The following is a 16324-nucleotide window of genomic DNA, read 5'->3' as shown; positions in this document are numbered from 1 at the left end:
GTCGAGCACCAAGACTCACCGTTGTCGATTACGACAACGACAGACGTGGCAAAGGTATTCTTTCGCCCAATTGTTTTGCTCGTTCTTGACCCGTTTCCGAGCGATCGACTGCTCGATCCAGATTCAAGCCACCCCCGAAACGAGAGGTACGAAACTGACCGACTCGAGAACCTCCTGCTCGAAGCCCTGTGGCGTGCGCGTGACGCGCACGAGCACCTGAGTCTCGCCGTCCCACATGGGCAGGATCATGACGCCTCCGGGCGCGAGCTGCTCGGCGAGCGCACGCGGCACACCGCGCGGCGCCGCCGTGACCAGGATGCCGTCGAAGGGCGCATACTCGGGCCATCCCAAGGCACCGTCGTCATGGCGAAACCGGATATTTCGGTATTCGAGCAATCGCAGTCGATCCCGAGCGCGGTCGAGCAAGGCTCCGATCCGCTCCACGCTGTAGACTCGACGGACCAGCAGCGCCAGAACGGCCGTCTGAAAACCGGAGCCGGTGCCGATCTCGAGCACGGTATCGGGCTTGGATGCCTCCATCAATGCCTGGGTCATCCGCGCGACCGTGTAAGGCTGAGAGATGGTCTGACCATGGCCGATCGGAAGTGCCGAGTCCTCGTAGGCCCGGCTCGCCAGAGCCTCGTCGACGAACAGATGGCGCGGCAATCGCCGGATCACGTCGAGGAGCTCGGGCATTCGAATCCCCGCCTCTTCCAGACGCTGGATCAGGCGAGCGCGTGTGCGCTGCGAGGTCATCCCGATCCCTTGATGAACAGACCCGGCACTCAAGGGCGCGTATCCAACCACTGGCCTACCGACTCCAAGGCGCTATGCCGCGTCAAGTCGACCTGCAGCGGGGTGATCGAGACGAAACCGCTGCGCACGGCGAAGAAATCCGTACCGGGCCCGGCGTCCTGCTCCGGACCTGCGGGCCCGACCCAATAGATGCGACGCCCGCGCGGATCCAACGCCGGGACGACGGCCTCCGCCTTATGCCGGTGCCCCAAGCGGGTCGCGACGAAACCCTTGATCCGGTCGTACGGAACGTCCGGGACGTTGACGTTCAGGATGATCGTGGATTCGAGCGGGGCCTCCCGTAACCGGGTGACAAGCTCGACCGCCACCGCCGCGCCGGTTTCCAGGTGCTCGGGCTCGTGAGCGTACATGGACACGGCGATCGCGGGCAGACCGAGAAACCGGCCCTCGGTAGCGGCCGCAACGGTCCCTGAATAGAGCACGTCGTCGCCGAGATTCGGACCGTGATTGATCCCGGCCACCACGATATCGGGATCGACATCCACCAAGCCGGTCAACGCAATGTGGACGCAATCCGTCGGGGTCCCGTCGACACGGATATAGCCGTTCGCCATCCGGGTCGCTCGAAGGGGCACATCCAGCGTCAACGAGTTGCTGGCACCGCTGCGGTCGCGCTCGGGCGCCACGACGAGGACCTCCCCGAGCGCGGAAAGGGCGTCGGCAAGCCTGATCAAACCGGGCGACTGATAACCGTCGTCGTTGCTTACGAGAATCTTCATGTGGTCCTAAACCGCGTCCGTAGAAAAACCGATACTTGATCAGGATCCACCGCATCCGGACATCAAAATCCATGCGCTTGACGCGGTTTAGATCGAGGCCATCCGCCGATACGGACACCGCACCGACGACCTAGCCGCCCGGCAACCGAATCGCCGCACCGAGACGACAGGGGCCTCTCCCGAACGCGGTTGCACAGAGGCCGCTTTCACGGCGAACAGGCACTGCTCGCACGCAGGTCTTGCACAGGTCCGACGCGCAGTATCGTCAGGGACGCCCGGATCATACTCAAAAGCATCCTGAGCGGCACCCCGAGCGCCTCGGCCGATCAGCGCTGCTATACTGCGAGGCCGGACGACCGCTCGACGCAAGATCACGAGACCGATCCAGACCGACCCGGCGGATGCCGGCGTGATGGTGCATGCGGACTTTCGCCTCCTCATGCTGTCCTATATCGGACAGACAGGCGGCACCTTACCGCCGAAGCGCAACGATACCCTGTCCAGACATGAAGAAACAAATCCAAGAATCTGATTTGGCATTGTTTCGTGAACATGTCCAGGATGCCCAGCCGGTTCGACACGATCGGATCGAGCACGAGCGGCGCAAGCCGCCGCCGATCCCGCGCCCACGCCCCGTCGCGCTGCCCGAGGAGACGGGCGTTCCGCGGTTGTCCGAGTCCGAGGTCGAGACCCACGAATTCCTCCTCTTCGCCCGACCCGGGGTCCAGCGGCGCCTCATGTCCGAGCTGCAGCGCGGCGGGATCGAGGTCGGGCTCGAGCTCGACCTGCACGGGCTCCATGCCGAGCAAGCGCGAACGCTTCTCGCCGAGTTCATTGCCGAATGCCGTCGACGCCACGTTCGCTGCGCGCTCATTGTCCACGGCAAGGGTTATCGGTCGGCGGAACGACAGCCGGTGCTTAAACAAAAGGTCAACTACTGGTTGCGCCTCTACGAAGAGGTGCTGGCGTTCTGCTCGGCCACGCGACGCGACGGCGGAACCGGTGCCGTTTATGTCCTGCTGCGCAACCCGAACAAGTCAGGCCGGACACCCTGAACCCATGTCGGCGCCTCGCCCCGACCCGAATCACCTCTGCGCTGCCGGGGATCCTCGAGCGCAGTCGTCTCCCGCGTATCGTCGCCCTGCGCGCATCATGCTGGCCGGCCTGATCGCCGCGCCTTTCTGGACGCTCGCAACCATGACCGTGCACGCGGCGAACGGCCCGATCCTGGGTCTCGCCTATCAGCCCTACGTCGGCCAGTGGAGCACTCGGGGCGACAATCCCTTCGCATCCGGCCGACGCTACACACCCGCGTTCAACAGTTATCGCGGCGGCATCTCGCCAATCCCGCCGCCGAACGGTCTCTGGTCGGCATACCAGCATGTCTCGCTGCGGTTCGACGATCGGGGAGGTGTCAGCACGATCGAGGCGCACGGCGGCCTGACGCTCGACCTCGCCGCGCTGCGCGACGCCGGATCGAGCGCTTGGAGTCAAAGCTATTTTCGGGCCTTCGAGGGCAAGACACCGGGCCCGGCGCGCCCCGTCGACCATCAAGGGTCGGTCTATCGCCAGCTCGAGTTTCTCGTCCGGGAGGCTGGCGGTGCACCCTTGACACTGGCCACCTACGGCACGGGCTACGAGGTCGGCTATTGGCGCAGACTCGGCGACGAGGACTTCGTCGTCCTCCCCGTGTGGGCCGAAAACCGGGTCGATTTCTTCGCCCCGGGCGCCCCGACACCGACCACCCAGCGCGCGACGGACGAGCTGTATGTCTACTTCCCGCCCGAGGCGACTTGGGTGGTCCCTTCTCCCGAGCGGATCGTCGTAGAGACCACGGGAACGGCAGGGCATGACCTGGCACTCGACGCCGTGCATCTGCGGCTCTTCGAGCCCGCGGAGAAAGACGCACCGGGGGCCGTCCTGAATCCCGGCTTCTTCCTCGGCGACGCCAATGCGCAGGTCGCACTCGCCGCCGCCGAGATCAACGCACGGGCCGGCAAGACCCTTCTCAGGATCAAGCAGGGCGTGCCGAACGTCGCCGTCGACGGCACCCTGGTCAACCCGCGGATGCGTTTCGCCATCCGCTCGGCACTCGCCCAGGCACAGGCCGCCAACGACCGTCATCCGGGCACCGTCACCCATCTGATCCTCTCCAACGAGTACGTCGAGCCCGCTGTGCCGAGCGACGCGCGGATGACCCCGACCCGACAGGTGACCGAGATGGTGCGTTTCGCGTGGGCGCAGATGGCACCGGGCGGCGACTTCGAGGGCCTCGCGCTGGCGGTCGGCGTGCGCGGCCGCCGTTTTCGGAGCGTCGATGCGGACGCGACCGATCCGGCGATTCGCCGGTTCACGCAAGACGTCCGCGAGCTGATCGGCGGGGCGGACGTACTCATGGAAAACATCTATCCGAGCCCCGAAGCGGTGGAGCAGGCGCGAATCACCGGGAATTGGGACGTCTTCTTCGATCCGGAGCACGGCGAGCTCGCGATCCAGTGGCGCCGACTCGAAGCGGCGATCGCCGGGCTCGCCGACGGCAAGGCGATCGACCTCATGATCGGCGAGATCGGCCACCCCACCGACGGCATCGGCTTCAACCTCCCGGGCGCTCTCGCCGGCGAGCGAGCGGCGCCACCCGAATCCGCGTTCGCGCGCATCGCCGAGCATCTCGCCGACGCGGACACCCGGATCGACGAGCCGGGCCTCGACATCGTCCGAACCTATTTCAACGATCGGCTGAGCGCCGCCTTCCTGAACGCCGCGTTCCGCTGGTCGCGCGAGCACGGCGTTCAGATCCACGCCTTCGAGGCCTTCGACGAGCCGCACAAGTCCGACCAAAACCCGCCGCCCCCGGGCCCCGCGCGCAGGGCGGCGATCCTGAGCCCGGCAGGGAGCTACGGGGCCGAGGCCTTCTACGGCATCTTCGGCTATACCGGCGTGGCCGGTTTCTCGGCGACGCCCGAGCGCCCGATCCGACCCGGGGCGAAGCTCGTCGACCCGCTGCCGGCGGAGGTACAGGGGGAGAATCTCGACTGGGCGCCCCAGTTCTCGGGCCGCCTCTACCCCAAACTGCCGGAGTTAGACTTCGGCGGCGCCGCGCGCGCGTTTCTCCAGACGTCGCCCTCGGTATCCGCGCAGAACGCGGCGCGGCCGTAAGCACTGACGCTCGCCGTATCTCCCGAGACATGCTCGGAATGACACGCGCGGAGCTTGCCGGACGCTTCCGCCGGACCCCGGGCAGGCGATGGCTGCCGGCGATGCTGGCCGCACTCTGTGTCTGCGCCCATGCCGCCGGCATCGCACCGGAGGACGAGTCCCAGCCCCTTGCAGCGCACGCTATCCGGGTGCTGACCTGGAACGTACTGGCGCCCTACCCGCCGGAGCGGCTGCTGGGCCTTGTGTTCGAAACCGCGAGCACGACGCGGGCATGGGCGCTGCTGCGGCAGGCGAAGGCGCTGGACCCGGACATCGTCGCCTTGCAGGAAGTGACCGCCGAATTCATGGCGATCCTGGCCGAGAATAAGGATTGGGCCGGCTACCACGTCAGCGTCGAGGGATCGGAGGCGCCGCCGGGCGGCTTGCTGGTGCTCTCACGCTATCCGTTCGCCAAGATCGCCTACCGCAAGCTGCCGAGCGCCATGGGGCGCTACGCCCTGTTCGCCACCCTGGATCTGGGGACCGAGACCCTGGTGGTGGCCAACGCGCACCTGAAGAGCCTGCGGGAGGACCAGGTCGCGCGCAAAGCGCAGATCGCCTTCGTCCAGGAGCGCCTGCCCCGTCGGGGACTCACGCTCTGGCTGGGCGACTTCAACTTCGGCGACCAGGAGCCAGAGACCGCCCGTCTCGCGAGCTGGACCGACGCCTGGACCCGGCTACGCCCCGGCGAGCCGGGCTTCAGCTACGACCCGGAGGCCAACCCCCTGGCCCGCGGCCACGCCTTCGCGGCGGAGTCCGGCCGGCGGCTGAACCGCATCCTCAGCACCTCGCGGCTGGTCCCTATCGCGGTCGGCCTGACGGGGCAAACGAACCCGCCGTCCGACCACTACGGTGTCTGGGCCAATCTGGTCCCGTCGCCCTGAGTCGGGCGCCTCTTCAGACCATCCGGCCGATCCGCGTTGCGCGCCCTGTGGATGGATGGAACGTGACGGCGCACGCGCCAGGCAAAGAACGGCAGCCGAAGCCCCCGCGATCGCCGATGGTCGCGGACGGCGTCGATTGGGGTGAGCATCGCGAACCCCAACGATGGCACGGGGCCGGGGGATGTTGGGGTTCGTGCCTCACCCCAACCTACCCGCTCGCGCTCTCCAGCGGGCGCTGGATCACCTTCAGGCCCGCTCGCGCCCGCTCGAAATAGACGCAGCTGCGGTCGTCGTCGGGCGTGTGCCGCTCCAGCAGATCGAGCGAGGTGCGCGCTCCCGTGACTCTGTTGCGCAGCTCGTGGCGCAGGAAGTGGGCGAGGTTTTCCAGCCAGGCGATGCGCGCCGCCTCCGTCTCGCGCTCATGACGCTCTCGGGCAAGCAGTTTCTCCGCCGTGTATTGCTCCGTCCGGCTGGTCATCTCCATGCGATAGGCGCCGACGGTCAGGATGCCGGTAGAGATGACCAACATGTAGAGGGCCTTGGCCATCAGGTCCGCCGGGGTATCGAGGGCCCACAAGGTCAGCAGGTTGATCGCAACGATCATGCCGACCAGCGTCGCGGCCCAGGCGAAGCGCAGGCCCAGCAGCACATAGCCGTACATGGCCACAACAACGGTGCCGGGGACGAAATACATGGTCGCCTCGGCATCGAACAGCAGGTTGGCGGACGCGGTGGTCAGGCCGTTGAGCAACACCACGGCCGCGGCAACGGGCTGATCGATGGCCGCGAATCGGGGATGAAAACTTAGCAGGAAGGCGAGGACGCTGACCGGGATGCTCGATTCCAAACGGATTGCCCACAGGGTTCCGGCCTGATCGCCGAGCACCGGGGAGTCGACGTGGAGGAAGGCGAGCTGAACCAGCACGCCGAGGCGCAGGGTCAGACGGCTCAGCGGCGGCGTGTACGGGCTCATGTCCCGGAGTGCACCCCGATCCATCTCCGATGAGATTCTAAACACGTAGGGTGCGGTGAGGAACGAACCGCACCGTGCCACGAGGTGGCCCTAAGTCGGTGCGGTTCGTTCCTCGCCACACCCTATATGACGCGCGAGCCACCCCCTGCCGCCGCGGTCGGGCTCGGGTCAGCGGCCTTCCGCGGCCTTCCTTCTCTTGCGGTGTCTTGGCCTTGATCGTCAAGGCGTGCAGCGCGCGGGACTTCAACTCATGTCCGAACCCTGCCCTCAAACCGACATCCTGAAACCCGCCGCCGGGCTGTATACTAGTCGACGACATGCTGACCTACCCCGACATCGACCCCGTCGCACTCGGCCTTGGACCCCTGCGGATCCATTGGTACGGGCTCATGTATCTCGTTGGATTCGGTGCCGCCTGGATGCTGGGGCGCTGGCGGGCAGGCCGGTCGGGATCGGGTTGGACCACAGAGATGGTCGACGACCTCATTTTCTACGGGGTTATCGGCACCATCGTCGGGGGTCGACTCGGCTACATGCTCTTCTACGGCTTCGACCAGCTTGCCGCAAACCCGCTGAACATTCTGAAGGTCTGGGAGGGCGGAATGGCCTTCCACGGCGGGCTGATCGGGGTGCTCATCGCGATCTACTTGTTCGCACGCCGCCATCGCATGCAGTTTTTCCAGGTCGGCGATTTCCTCGCGCCGCTCGTTCCTCTAGGGCTCTTCGCCGGGCGGATCGGCAATTTCATCAACGGCGAGCTCTGGGGACATCGGACCGATCTGCCCTGGGGGATGCGCCTTCCCTGTCTGGAATTTCCGGCGCAGTGCGCGGATCTTCCCGCAGGGACCATTTGGAGCATCCCGGTGCATGCCTCGCAGCTCTATCAGGCCGCGCTCGAGGGTCTCGCCCTATTCCTTGTCCTCTGGATCTTTTCCAGTAAACCAAGGCCCGTGATGGCCGTCTCGGGTGTCTTCCTGCTCGGCTACGGTCTCTCCAGGTTTGCCGTGGAATTCGTGCGCGTGCCGGATGCCCATATCGGCTATCTCGCCTTCGGCTGGCTGACTATGGGTCAACTGCTCTCGACACCCATGATCCTGTTCGGCGCGCTGCTGCTCGCGCTCGCCTACAGACGTCGCGCAGCCTAGGCCAGGACCCTCCGAGAGCAGGCGGCCGGTCGATGCGGGATGCTCGGTATCGGCTCTCGCCCTTCTGCTCTCGACATCCTGCAATCGGAACGCTCAGGGCCGATCGATGACGGCGGCATCTCGGCCTCGCCCGTGAAGACATAAAAAAACCGGCCTCAAAGGCCGGTTTTTTCGTGCGCCGGAGATCGGTGCCGAGGAGCGACTAGCTCATGCCCTTGATGTGGGCGTTCATCCGGCTTTTGTGACGGGCGGCCTTGTTGGCGTGGATGAGGCCCTTGCGCGCGGCACGGTCGATACGCGGAACCGCGTCCTTGAAGGCTTGGACGGCGGCTTCTTTGTCGCCGGCCTGGATGGCTTTGATCACCTTCTTCATGAAGGTGCGCAGGGTGCTTCGCTGCGAGGCGTTCTGCTGACGACGGTCTTCTGCTTGACGGGCGCGCTTGCGGGCTTGTGCTGAGTTGGCCAAAGGGGTCTCCTGAAAATCCGGCGCTGTAATGCTGTAATCCGAGTAAAGACCGCGTAGTATCCATGCGACCTCGGGTGCTGTCAATCTGTGCGCGCCAACGCCGGTCGCGGTGCCTTGATCGGGGCCGGCGTCGGCGCTCTCGGTGCCTTCGCGTACGATCAGCACGAGAAGGAGTTCCAGCAGCAGCGCGATCGCGAGGCTTGGGAGGCACAGCGCAACCAGCAGCTGTATCAGCAACAGTCCACGCGCTATTAACCTCGGCCCGGCAGCTGACCGCTTCGTGCCGCACGCTGGGTTTGACGTGGTTGACGATCTTGATCATCCGACGCCTCACCCCCCGGATGACGGCCGCTACGCCCCCTGAAGCACGCCCTGAGCGCGCCGGGACAGGGCGCACCGACGAGGTGTAGCGGCCCCGCGACGGGGATGCGCAACGCCGACCCGTCGTACGCGGGGGGCGCAATGGCGCGATAAGCCCGGGGGCACTCGGTATATACTCCGCGCTTTTTTCGGAGTCCCTCCATCCGTGGCCTCACTCGCCGCCTCGATCGCCAAGGTCGGTAGCAATACCTTTCTTTCGCGGGTCCTCGGCTTCGTGCGCGACCTGGTCGTCGCCCGGATCTTCGGCGCCGACGCCGGAACGGACGCCTTCTTCGTCGCCTTCAAGATCCCGAACTTCATGCGACGCCTTTTCGCCGAAGGCGCCTTCTCCATGGCGTTCGTGCCGGTTCTGAACGAGTACAAGGAGAAACGCGGTTTCGACGCGCTCAAGGCCTATGTCGACGCAGTCGCCGGCACGCTCGGGACCATGTTGCTGCTGGTCACGGTGCTGGGTGTCGTGGGCGCGCCCGTCTTGATCCTGGTCTTCGCCCCGGGCTTCGTGAACGAGCCGGAGCAGCTCGCCCTGGCCACCGAGATGCTGCGTCTGACCTTTCCGTATCTCTTGTTTATCTCGTTGACCGCCTTCGCGGGCGGCATCCTGAACACCTACGAGCGCTTTGGCATCCCGGCCTTTACGCCCGTCCTGCTCAACATCTCGCTGATCCTCTGCGCGGTCTATCTCGCACCGCTGATGGACCGTCCGATCGTCGCGCTGGCCTGGGGCGTCTTCATCGCCGGGATCGCGCAGCTGCTCTTTCAGGTCCCCTTCCTGCGCCAGCTCAAGCTGCTGCCCCGTCCGCGCCTGGCAACCACGGATCCCGGCGTGCGCAAGACGGTGAAGCTGATGGTGCCGGCACTATTCGGGGTCTCGGTCGGCCAGATCAGTCTGCTGCTCGATACGCTGCTCGCCTCTTTCCTCGTCACGGGAAGCATCTCCTGGCTCTACTACTCCGACCGGTTGATGGAATTTCCACTGGGAATCCTCGCCGTCGCGCTGGCGACTGTCATCCTGCCGCGCCTGTCGCAGCGTCATGCCGCCGACGATCCAGTCGCCTTTTCCTACACGATCGATTGGGCGCTGCGTTGGGTCCTGTTGCTGGGCGTGCCTTGCGCCGTGGGCCTTCTGCTCCTGGCCGGCCCAATGATCGCGACCCTTTTCTATTCGGGCGAGTTCGGTGCGAACGATGTGGAGAAGGCGAGACTGAGCCTCATGGCCTATTCGCTCGGCCTGGTCGCCTTCATGGGGATCAAGGTGCTGGCGCCCGGCTACTATGCCCGTCAGGACATGAAGACACCGGTGCGGATCGCGGTCATCGCACTCGTGACCAACATGACCTTCAACCTGATCCTGATGTTTCCCTTCGGCCATGCCGGACTTGCGGCGGCCACGACGATCGCGGCCATCACCAACGCCGGCTTGCTGCTGCGCGGCCTACTCAGGGACCGCATCTTTCGACCGAAGCGCACATGGATCCCGCTAATGATCAAGGCGCTGATCGCCAATCTGGCGATGGGCATCGTCATTTATCTGGTGGTCGGCGTGACCGCGGACTGGATCGCCATGGGTCCGGGTGAACGGATCTGGCGTCTGCTGATGTGGATTCTGATCGGCGGGGCCGTCTATGCGGCGGCTCTGCTGGCGATGGGCATCCGCCCGCGACACTTCATGGGGCGGGAATAGGGCCAACCCACTCGCGGCAGGATTCAACCGGGTTTCGCCCTGCCCCGAGACCGGGCCAAGCAACGGTGCTCGACGTCGGCGAGAGTCGGACGGATGTCGTCGAGACAGCTTGTGCGAGCGTCAAACGTCGGGGATGGTTCGAGGCCTTCCGGTGCTCGCGTATACTGGCGTTCCGGTTTCCCGAGGCAGATGGCAATGCGGCTGATCCGAGGCTTACACAACCTGCGCCCGACCGACCGAGGTTGCGTCGCGACCATCGGCAATTTCGACGGTGTCCACTTGGGACATCGCACCGTCTTTCAGCGACTGTTGGCGCGCGGACGCGAGCTCGGTTTGCCGGCGACCGTCATTACCTTCGAGCCTCAACCGATGGAGTTCTTCGCGCCCGAGTCGGCCCCCGCGCGACTGACGCGGCTGCGCGAAAAGCTGGCGGCGATCCAAGACTGCGGCATCGAGCAGGTCATGCTCCTTGAGTTCAACCCGAAGCTCGCCGGGATGGGTGCACGCGACTTCGTACAGCGGCTCCTGCTCGACGGGCTCGGCGTGCGCTACCTTCTGGTCGGAGACGACTTCCGCTTCGGTCGCGGCCGCGAGGGGGACTATGCCCTGTTGCACGCGATGGGCCAGGCCGGTCGGAACGACGACAGCGGTTTCGAGGTCGAGGATCTACATACCATCACGCACGGCACGGAGCGGATCAGCAGCACCCGTGTGCGCGAGGCGCTCGGTCGCGGCGACCTCGAGCAAGCCCGCCATCTCCTCGGGCGGCCTTACCGGATGCAGGGTCGCGTCTCCCATGGCGCCAAGCGCGGTCGCAGCATCGGCTTTCCGACCGCGAACATCGACCTGCACCGTCGTTTCAGCCCGGTGCGCGGCGTATACGCCGTCATGGTGTCCGGACTCGGCCCGACCCCGCTCCCGGCCGTCGCCAATGTCGGCACACGCCCGACCGTCAACGGCAAGGACTATCGGCTCGAGGTCCATCTCTTCGACTTCGATCGGGAGATCTACGGACATCACTTGGAGGTCGAGTTTCGGCTGAAGCTGCGCGACGAAAAGCGGTTCGAGTCCTTCGATGCCCTCAAGGAGCAGATCCAGATCGATGCGCGTGTGGCGCGGGAATATCTCCGATCGGCCGGCCCGCATGACCCCGACGGGCACTGCGAGCCTTCGACCTCAAACCCCGGGGCGGCTCGATGTTAGGCTTTCGACGCGACGCCCGAACCTCGCGGACCTGAAGCGACCCGATCTCGATCGGCCGCCCCGGGGACACGGCGAAGGCCTGAGCCCGGCGGCCGGGTGCCGGTGATCTACCCGCGCACGAAAGGCGTCAGCCGGGTCGATCAACTTTGCCTCCCGGGGCCGAGCAAGCCACAATCACCCTTTGTTCGCCCCGGAGCCCGTCCGAGGATCCTACGCGACACCCTTCCGACGCACCGAGACCAAGCCACGTGACCGATTACAAAGACACCCTGAATCTCCCGAACACGGGCTTCCCGATGAAGGCGAACCTCGCCCAGCGCGAGCCCGAGATGCTCAAGCGTTGGGAGTCGATGGCGCTCTATGCCGCAATCCGCCGAGCACGCGCGGGGGCCGAGACCTTTATCCTCCACGACGGCCCGCCCTACGCGAACGGCGAGATCCACATCGGTCATGCGGTCAACAAGGTTCTCAAGGACATCATCGTGAAGGCGCGCACGCTCGACGGCTTCGACGCACCCTATGTGCCGGGCTGGGACTGTCACGGCTTGCCGATCGAGCTGCAGGTCGAGAAGAAGAAGGGCAAGCCGGGCCACAAGATCAGCGCCGCGGAATTTCGCGTCGCCTGTCGCGAGTATGCGGCCAAGCAGGTCGACGGCCAGCGCACCGACTTCAAGCGTCTCGGCGTCTTCGGCGACTGGGACAATCCCTATCTCACGATGGACTTCGCCTTCGAGGCCGAGATCATCCGCTCGCTCGGGCGGATCATCGCCAACGGTCATGTCCAAAAGGGCTTCAAGCCCGTGCACTGGTGCATCGACTGCGGTTCCGCCCTGGCCGAGGCCGAGGTCGAATATGCCGACAAGCAATCCATCGCGATCGACGTCCGTTTTCCGGTCGTCGAGCCCGAGACGCTCGAGGCGCGCTGTCACGGCACGCCCAACGGCTGCGGCGAGGGTCCGGCCTCGATCGTGATCTGGACCACCACGCCCTGGACGCTTCCGGCGAATCAGGCGGTCGCACTCAACGCCGAGCTTGAATACGTGGTCGTCGCGGTCGAGTCCGCGCACGGTCATGAGCGTCTGATCGTCGCCGAGGGCCTGCTCAAGGACACCATGGACCGCTGGGGTATCGAGCAGTATCGGGTGCTGGGCTATGCTCGCGGGATCGATTTCGAGGGCCTCAAGCTCAAGCACCCCTTCTACGACCGCGAGGTGCCCGTGATCGTCGGCGAGCATGTGACGCTCGATGCCGGCACCGGTGCGGTCCACACCGCACCCGGCCACGGTCTGGAGGACTACATCGTCGGTCAGCGCTATCACCTGCCGGTCCACAACCCGGTCGGCGGCGATGGACGTTTCCTCCCGGACACGCCGCTGTTCGCGGGCGAAAACGTCTTCAAGGCCAACGAGCATGTCGTCGAAACCTTGAAGGCCAAGGGCGCGTTGCTGCTGGAGACCCGCTTCACCCACAGCTATCCGCATTGCTGGCGCCATAAGACCCCGATCATCTTCCGCGCCACACCGCAGTGGTTCATCAGTATGGAGAAGCAGGGGCTACGCAAGGCCGCACTGCGCGAGATCGGCCATGTGAGCTGGATGCCCGATTGGGGCCAGAGCCGGATCGAGGGCATGGTCCAGGGTCGGCCCGATTGGTGTATCTCGCGTCAGCGCACCTGGGGCGTGCCGATCACGCTCCTCGTCCATAAGGTGACCCGGGAGCTGCATCCACGCACCCCCGAACTGATCGAGGAGGTTGCGAGCCGGGTCGAGGCGAAGGGCGTGGAGGCTTGGTTCGCGCTCGAGCCGGTCGATTTGCTCGGCGAGACCGAAGGCGCGGAGTACGAGAAGGTCCAGGATACCCTGGATGTCTGGTTCGACTCGGGCGTCACCCACGCCTGCGTGCTGGAGCATCGCGAGGGGCTGCGCGCGCCCGCCGACCTCTATCTCGAGGGTTCGGATCAACACCGCGGCTGGTTCCAAAGCTCGCTCATGACCTCCGTCGCGATGCACGATCGCGCGCCCTACCGTCAAGTCCTCACCCACGGCTTCACGGTGGACGCGAAGGGCGAGAAGATGTCCAAGTCCAAGGGCAACGTGGTCAAGCCGCAGGATGTCATGAAGACCCTGGGCGCGGACATCATCCGTCTGTGGGTCGCGGCGACCGACTACCGCGCGGAGATGGGCGTCAGCGAGGAGATCCTCAAACGCACCGCGGACGCTTACCGGCGGATTCGCAACACCGCGCGCTTCCTGCTCGCGAACCTCGACGGCTTCGACCCGGCCAAGGATCAGGTCGCCCCCGATGCCATGCTCGAGCTCGATCGCTGGGCCGTGGACCGCGCCTTCCGCCTCCAGGCAGAGGTCATCGAGGCCTATCGCGACTACCAGTTTCACGTCATCTATCAGAAGGTCCAGCAGTTCTGCGTCGTCGACATGGGCTCCTTCTATCTCGACGTCATCAAAGACCGTCAGTACACCACCCAGGCGGACAGCCTACCGCGTCGCTCCTGCCAGACCGCGATGTACCACATCGCCGAGGCCATGAGCCGTTGGCTCGCTCCGATCCTCAGCTTCACCGCCGAGGAGATTTGGCAACATCTGCCGGGCGAGCGCGCCGAAACCGTCTTCGTCGAGACCTGGTACGAGGGCCTCTTCCCGCTGGCCGACGGAGACCCCATGGATCGGGCATTCTGGGATCAGGTCATCGCAACCCGCCTCGCCGTCGGACCCGCGTTGGAGACGGCGCGCAAGGCCGGACTGATCGGCTCGTCGCTGGATGCCGAGCTGGATCTCTATTGCGGCGAACCCCTCTACGCCCTCCTCGCTCAACTGGGCGACGAGCTGCGCTTTGCGCTCATCACCTCGGAGATCCGTCTGCGCCCGTCAAGCGAGCAGCCGACCGATGCGGTCGAGACCGAGCTGACTGGACTCGCCGTCCGGGTGCGCCCCTCCAAGCACACCAAATGCGTGCGCTGCTGGCATCACAGGCCCGACGTCGGCACCTCTACCGAGCATCCCGAGCTCTGCGGACGCTGCGTAGAGAACGTCGCAGGCAGCGGCGAGATCCGCCGCTATGCCTAAACCGCACGCGTCTGCGACGAACGTCGCACAGGTCGACTCGGCAACCGGCTCGGCGACTGGCCCGAGCACCAAAGGCGGCGTCATGAAACGCTGGCTCTGGCTCTCGCTCGTCGTCCTGGTGCTGGACCAGGCCACCAAGTGGTTGGTGCTGGGCCTGCTCGAGCCCTTCGAGGTCATCGAGCTCATCCCGAACCTCAACCTGACCCTGATGTTTAATACCGGCGCTGCGTTCAGCTTCTTGGCCGATGCCGGGGGCTGGCAGCGTTGGCTGTTCGCCCTGGTGGCCGTCGGCATTACGGTCGCACTCACCGTCTGGCTGCTGCGCCTGAAATCCGGATCGGGCGCACTTGCATTCGGACTGGCGCTCTTGATCGGCGGCGCTGTGGGCAACCTGATCGACCGAGTCCTGCTCGGTCATGTCGTCGACTTCATTCAGGTCTATCTTCCCGTGATCCCGCTTTCCGTCTTCAATCCCTGGCCCTCGTTCAACATCGCGGACAGCGCCATCAGTGTCGGCGTCCTCGTCATGCTGATCGCAACCTTGCGGGAGACCGATCCCTCGTGAGTCGGCCTGCGCCGCACGGATTCCCGCGCTCCGGAGGCAGGCCGCTCCGCAACCACGCGGACTGAGCGGAGTCGAAGCATCGGATGACCGGTCGAGGATGCCGGAACGATCGCGACTACGCGCTTTCGGTATGATTCCGCCTCGATCGTGAGCCCCAAGCCACCCCGCTCGCCGCGCGCCGCCCGCCTCTACGCACCCGACCCGCATCCCTCGAGACGGGACGATCCAACACCAGAAGGCTACGCCATGAAAATCGCCATCCTCTCGCGCAACCCGACGCTCTATTCCACTCGGCGCCTCGTCGAGGCGGCCCGCATGCGTGGACACGACACCAAGGTCGTCGACGTCCTGCGTTGCTACATGAACATCACTTCGCATGCACCCTCGATCCACTATCGAGGCGAGGAGCTCAGCGACTTCGACGCCGTCATCCCGCGAATCGGTGCCTCGGTCACCTTCTACGGGACGGCGGTATTGCGTCAGTTCGAGATGCTCGGGGTCTATCCACTGAACGAATCGGTCGCCATCACCCGCGCTCGCGACAAGCTCCGCTCCGTGCAGCTGCTCTCGCGCAAAGGGATCGGTCTGCCCATCACCGGCTTCGCCCACGCCCCGGACGATGTCGAAGATCTCATTAAGATGGTGGGCGGTGCCCCGCTGGTCATCAAGCTCCTGGAAGGCACTCAAGGCATCGGCGTCGTGCTCGCGGAAACCCAACAAGCCGCCGAGAGCGTGGTCGAGGCGTTCATGGGCCTTAAGGTCAACATCCTGGTCCAGGAATACATCAAAGAAGCGAACGGCGCCGACATCCGTTGTTTCGTGATCGGCGACAAGGTCGTCGCGAGCATGAAACGCCAAGCCAAGGCCGGCGAATTCCGCTCCAACCTCCACCGAGGCGGAAGCGCCTCGTTGATCCGCATCACGCCCGAGGAGCGCTCGACCGCGACCCGAGCCGCCAAAATCATGGGCTTGAACGTCGCCGGCGTCGACATCCTGCGCTCCAACCACGGCCCCGTGGTGATGGAGGTCAACTCCTCGCCGGGGCTGGAGGGAATCGAGCGGGCGACGGGCAAGGACATCGCCTCGCAAATGATCGAGCTCGTCGAGAAGAACGCCGTACTCGGTAAGACCCGTACGCGCGGGCAGGGGTGACTTGGCGAAGGTGGCTATTGGTGATCAGGCTCATGGTGGCCGTTGAGCCGCTCAGGCGATGTTG

13 protein-coding genes are annotated in these 16324 nt (G+C 65.3%); 9 read left to right on the top strand and 4 right to left on the bottom strand.

Annotated features, from left to right (window positions below):
• Window positions 1-123: 123 nt before the first annotated feature.
• On the bottom strand, window positions 124-756 hold the full coding sequence (locus LT988_RS18865) for a protein-L-isoaspartate(D-aspartate) O-methyltransferase (protein ID WP_232407055.1): 633 nt from the start codon (window positions 754-756) through the stop codon (window positions 124-126).
• A gap of 29 nt (window positions 757-785) precedes the next feature.
• Window positions 786-1535 (bottom strand): 5'/3'-nucleotidase SurE, encoded by a 750-nt coding sequence (surE, locus tag LT988_RS18860; RefSeq protein WP_232407054.1) that lies wholly within the window; start codon window positions 1533-1535, stop codon window positions 786-788.
• A gap of 506 nt (window positions 1536-2041) precedes the next feature.
• Between surE and LT988_RS18855 the strand changes: the two genes are divergently transcribed.
• Genes LT988_RS18855 through LT988_RS18845 form a run of 3 tightly spaced genes read left to right on the top strand, consistent with a single transcriptional unit; the run spans window position 2042 to window position 5614 of the window.
• Window positions 2042-2590, top strand: coding sequence for a Smr/MutS family protein (locus LT988_RS18855; RefSeq protein ID WP_232407053.1), 549 nt, complete (start codon window positions 2042-2044; stop codon window positions 2588-2590).
• A gap of 4 nt (window positions 2591-2594) precedes the next feature.
• The gene (locus LT988_RS18850; protein ID WP_232407052.1) at window positions 2595-4691 is read left to right on the top strand and encodes a hypothetical protein; all 2097 of its coding nucleotides are present in this window, start codon (window positions 2595-2597) and stop codon (window positions 4689-4691) included.
• Between the two features lie 38 nt (window positions 4692-4729).
• Window positions 4730-5614 carry an endonuclease/exonuclease/phosphatase family protein gene (locus tag LT988_RS18845; protein WP_232407051.1) on the top strand — a complete coding sequence of 295 codons (885 nt, stop codon included), beginning with the start codon at window positions 4730-4732 and terminating at the stop codon, window positions 5612-5614.
• A gap of 208 nt (window positions 5615-5822) precedes the next feature.
• On the opposite strand, the gene LT988_RS18840 is transcribed toward LT988_RS18845, so the two are convergent.
• On the bottom strand, window positions 5823-6587 hold the full coding sequence (locus LT988_RS18840; RefSeq protein WP_232407050.1) for a sensor histidine kinase family protein: 765 nt from the start codon (window positions 6585-6587) through the stop codon (window positions 5823-5825).
• A gap of 317 nt (window positions 6588-6904) precedes the next feature.
• Here LT988_RS18840 and lgt point away from each other — a divergent pair, with 317 nt between their 5' ends.
• Window positions 6905-7732 (top strand): prolipoprotein diacylglyceryl transferase, encoded by an 828-nt coding sequence (lgt, locus tag LT988_RS18835; RefSeq protein ID WP_232407049.1) that lies wholly within the window; start codon window positions 6905-6907, stop codon window positions 7730-7732.
• A gap of 202 nt (window positions 7733-7934) precedes the next feature.
• Here the strand turns inward: lgt and rpsT are convergent, their stop codons facing one another.
• On the bottom strand, window positions 7935-8198 hold the full coding sequence (rpsT, locus tag LT988_RS18830; RefSeq protein WP_093187601.1) for a 30S ribosomal protein S20: 264 nt from the start codon (window positions 8196-8198) through the stop codon (window positions 7935-7937).
• Between the two features lie 526 nt (window positions 8199-8724).
• Here rpsT and murJ point away from each other — a divergent pair.
• The 5 genes from murJ to rimK all read left to right on the top strand — a co-directional run bounded on the left by murJ (window position 8725) and on the right by rimK (window position 16260).
• The gene (murJ, locus tag LT988_RS18825; RefSeq protein ID WP_232407048.1) at window positions 8725-10260 is read left to right on the top strand and encodes a murein biosynthesis integral membrane protein MurJ; all 1536 of its coding nucleotides are present in this window, start codon (window positions 8725-8727) and stop codon (window positions 10258-10260) included.
• A 195-nt stretch (window positions 10261-10455) separates the two neighbouring features.
• A complete protein-coding gene (gene ribF / locus LT988_RS18820; RefSeq protein WP_232407047.1) occupies window positions 10456-11463 on the top strand; it encodes a bifunctional riboflavin kinase/FAD synthetase in 1008 nt (335 codons plus the stop codon).
• A 248-nt stretch (window positions 11464-11711) separates the two neighbouring features.
• Window positions 11712-14543 carry an isoleucine--tRNA ligase gene (gene ileS / locus LT988_RS18815; protein WP_232407046.1) on the top strand — a complete coding sequence of 944 codons (2832 nt, stop codon included), beginning with the start codon at window positions 11712-11714 and terminating at the stop codon, window positions 14541-14543.
• Between the two features lie 82 nt (window positions 14544-14625).
• Window positions 14626-15108 carry a signal peptidase II gene (gene lspA / locus LT988_RS18810; RefSeq protein ID WP_232410615.1) on the top strand — a complete coding sequence of 161 codons (483 nt, stop codon included), beginning with the start codon at window positions 14626-14628 and terminating at the stop codon, window positions 15106-15108.
• Between the two features lie 246 nt (window positions 15109-15354).
• Window positions 15355-16260 carry a 30S ribosomal protein S6--L-glutamate ligase gene (rimK, locus tag LT988_RS18805; RefSeq protein WP_232407045.1) on the top strand — a complete coding sequence of 302 codons (906 nt, stop codon included), beginning with the start codon at window positions 15355-15357 and terminating at the stop codon, window positions 16258-16260.
• Window positions 16261-16324 lie beyond the last annotated feature (64 nt).

The sequence above is a fragment of the Thiocapsa bogorovii genome (assembly GCF_021228795.1).
GTDB lineage: Bacteria > Pseudomonadota > Gammaproteobacteria > Chromatiales > Chromatiaceae > Thiocapsa > Thiocapsa bogorovii.
This window is presented reverse-complemented; position numbering and strand designations above follow the sequence as displayed.

Bases quoted from the DNA above. Each gene is read 5' to 3' on its own strand.
- LT988_RS18840 (WP_232407050.1), bottom strand. From the start codon at position 6,587: ATGAGCCCGTACACGCCGCCGCTGAGCCGTCTGACCCTGCGCCTCGGC.
- surE (WP_232407054.1), bottom strand. From the start codon at position 1,535: ATGAAGATTCTCGTAAGCAACGACGACGGTTATCAGTCGCCCGGTTTG.
- ribF (WP_232407047.1), top strand. From the start codon at position 10,456: ATGCGGCTGATCCGAGGCTTACACAACCTGCGCCCGACCGACCGAGGT.
- LT988_RS18845 (WP_232407051.1), top strand. From the start codon at position 4,730: ATGACACGCGCGGAGCTTGCCGGACGCTTCCGCCGGACCCCGGGCAGG.
- LT988_RS18850 (WP_232407052.1), top strand. From the start codon at position 2,595: ATGTCGGCGCCTCGCCCCGACCCGAATCACCTCTGCGCTGCCGGGGAT.
- rimK (WP_232407045.1), top strand. From the start codon at position 15,355: ATGAAAATCGCCATCCTCTCGCGCAACCCGACGCTCTATTCCACTCGG.
- lgt (WP_232407049.1), top strand. From the start codon at position 6,905: ATGCTGACCTACCCCGACATCGACCCCGTCGCACTCGGCCTTGGACCC.
- lspA (WP_232410615.1), top strand. From the start codon at position 14,626: ATGAAACGCTGGCTCTGGCTCTCGCTCGTCGTCCTGGTGCTGGACCAG.
- LT988_RS18865 (WP_232407055.1), bottom strand. From the start codon at position 756: ATGACCTCGCAGCGCACACGCGCTCGCCTGATCCAGCGTCTGGAAGAG.
- LT988_RS18855 (WP_232407053.1), top strand. From the start codon at position 2,042: ATGAAGAAACAAATCCAAGAATCTGATTTGGCATTGTTTCGTGAACAT.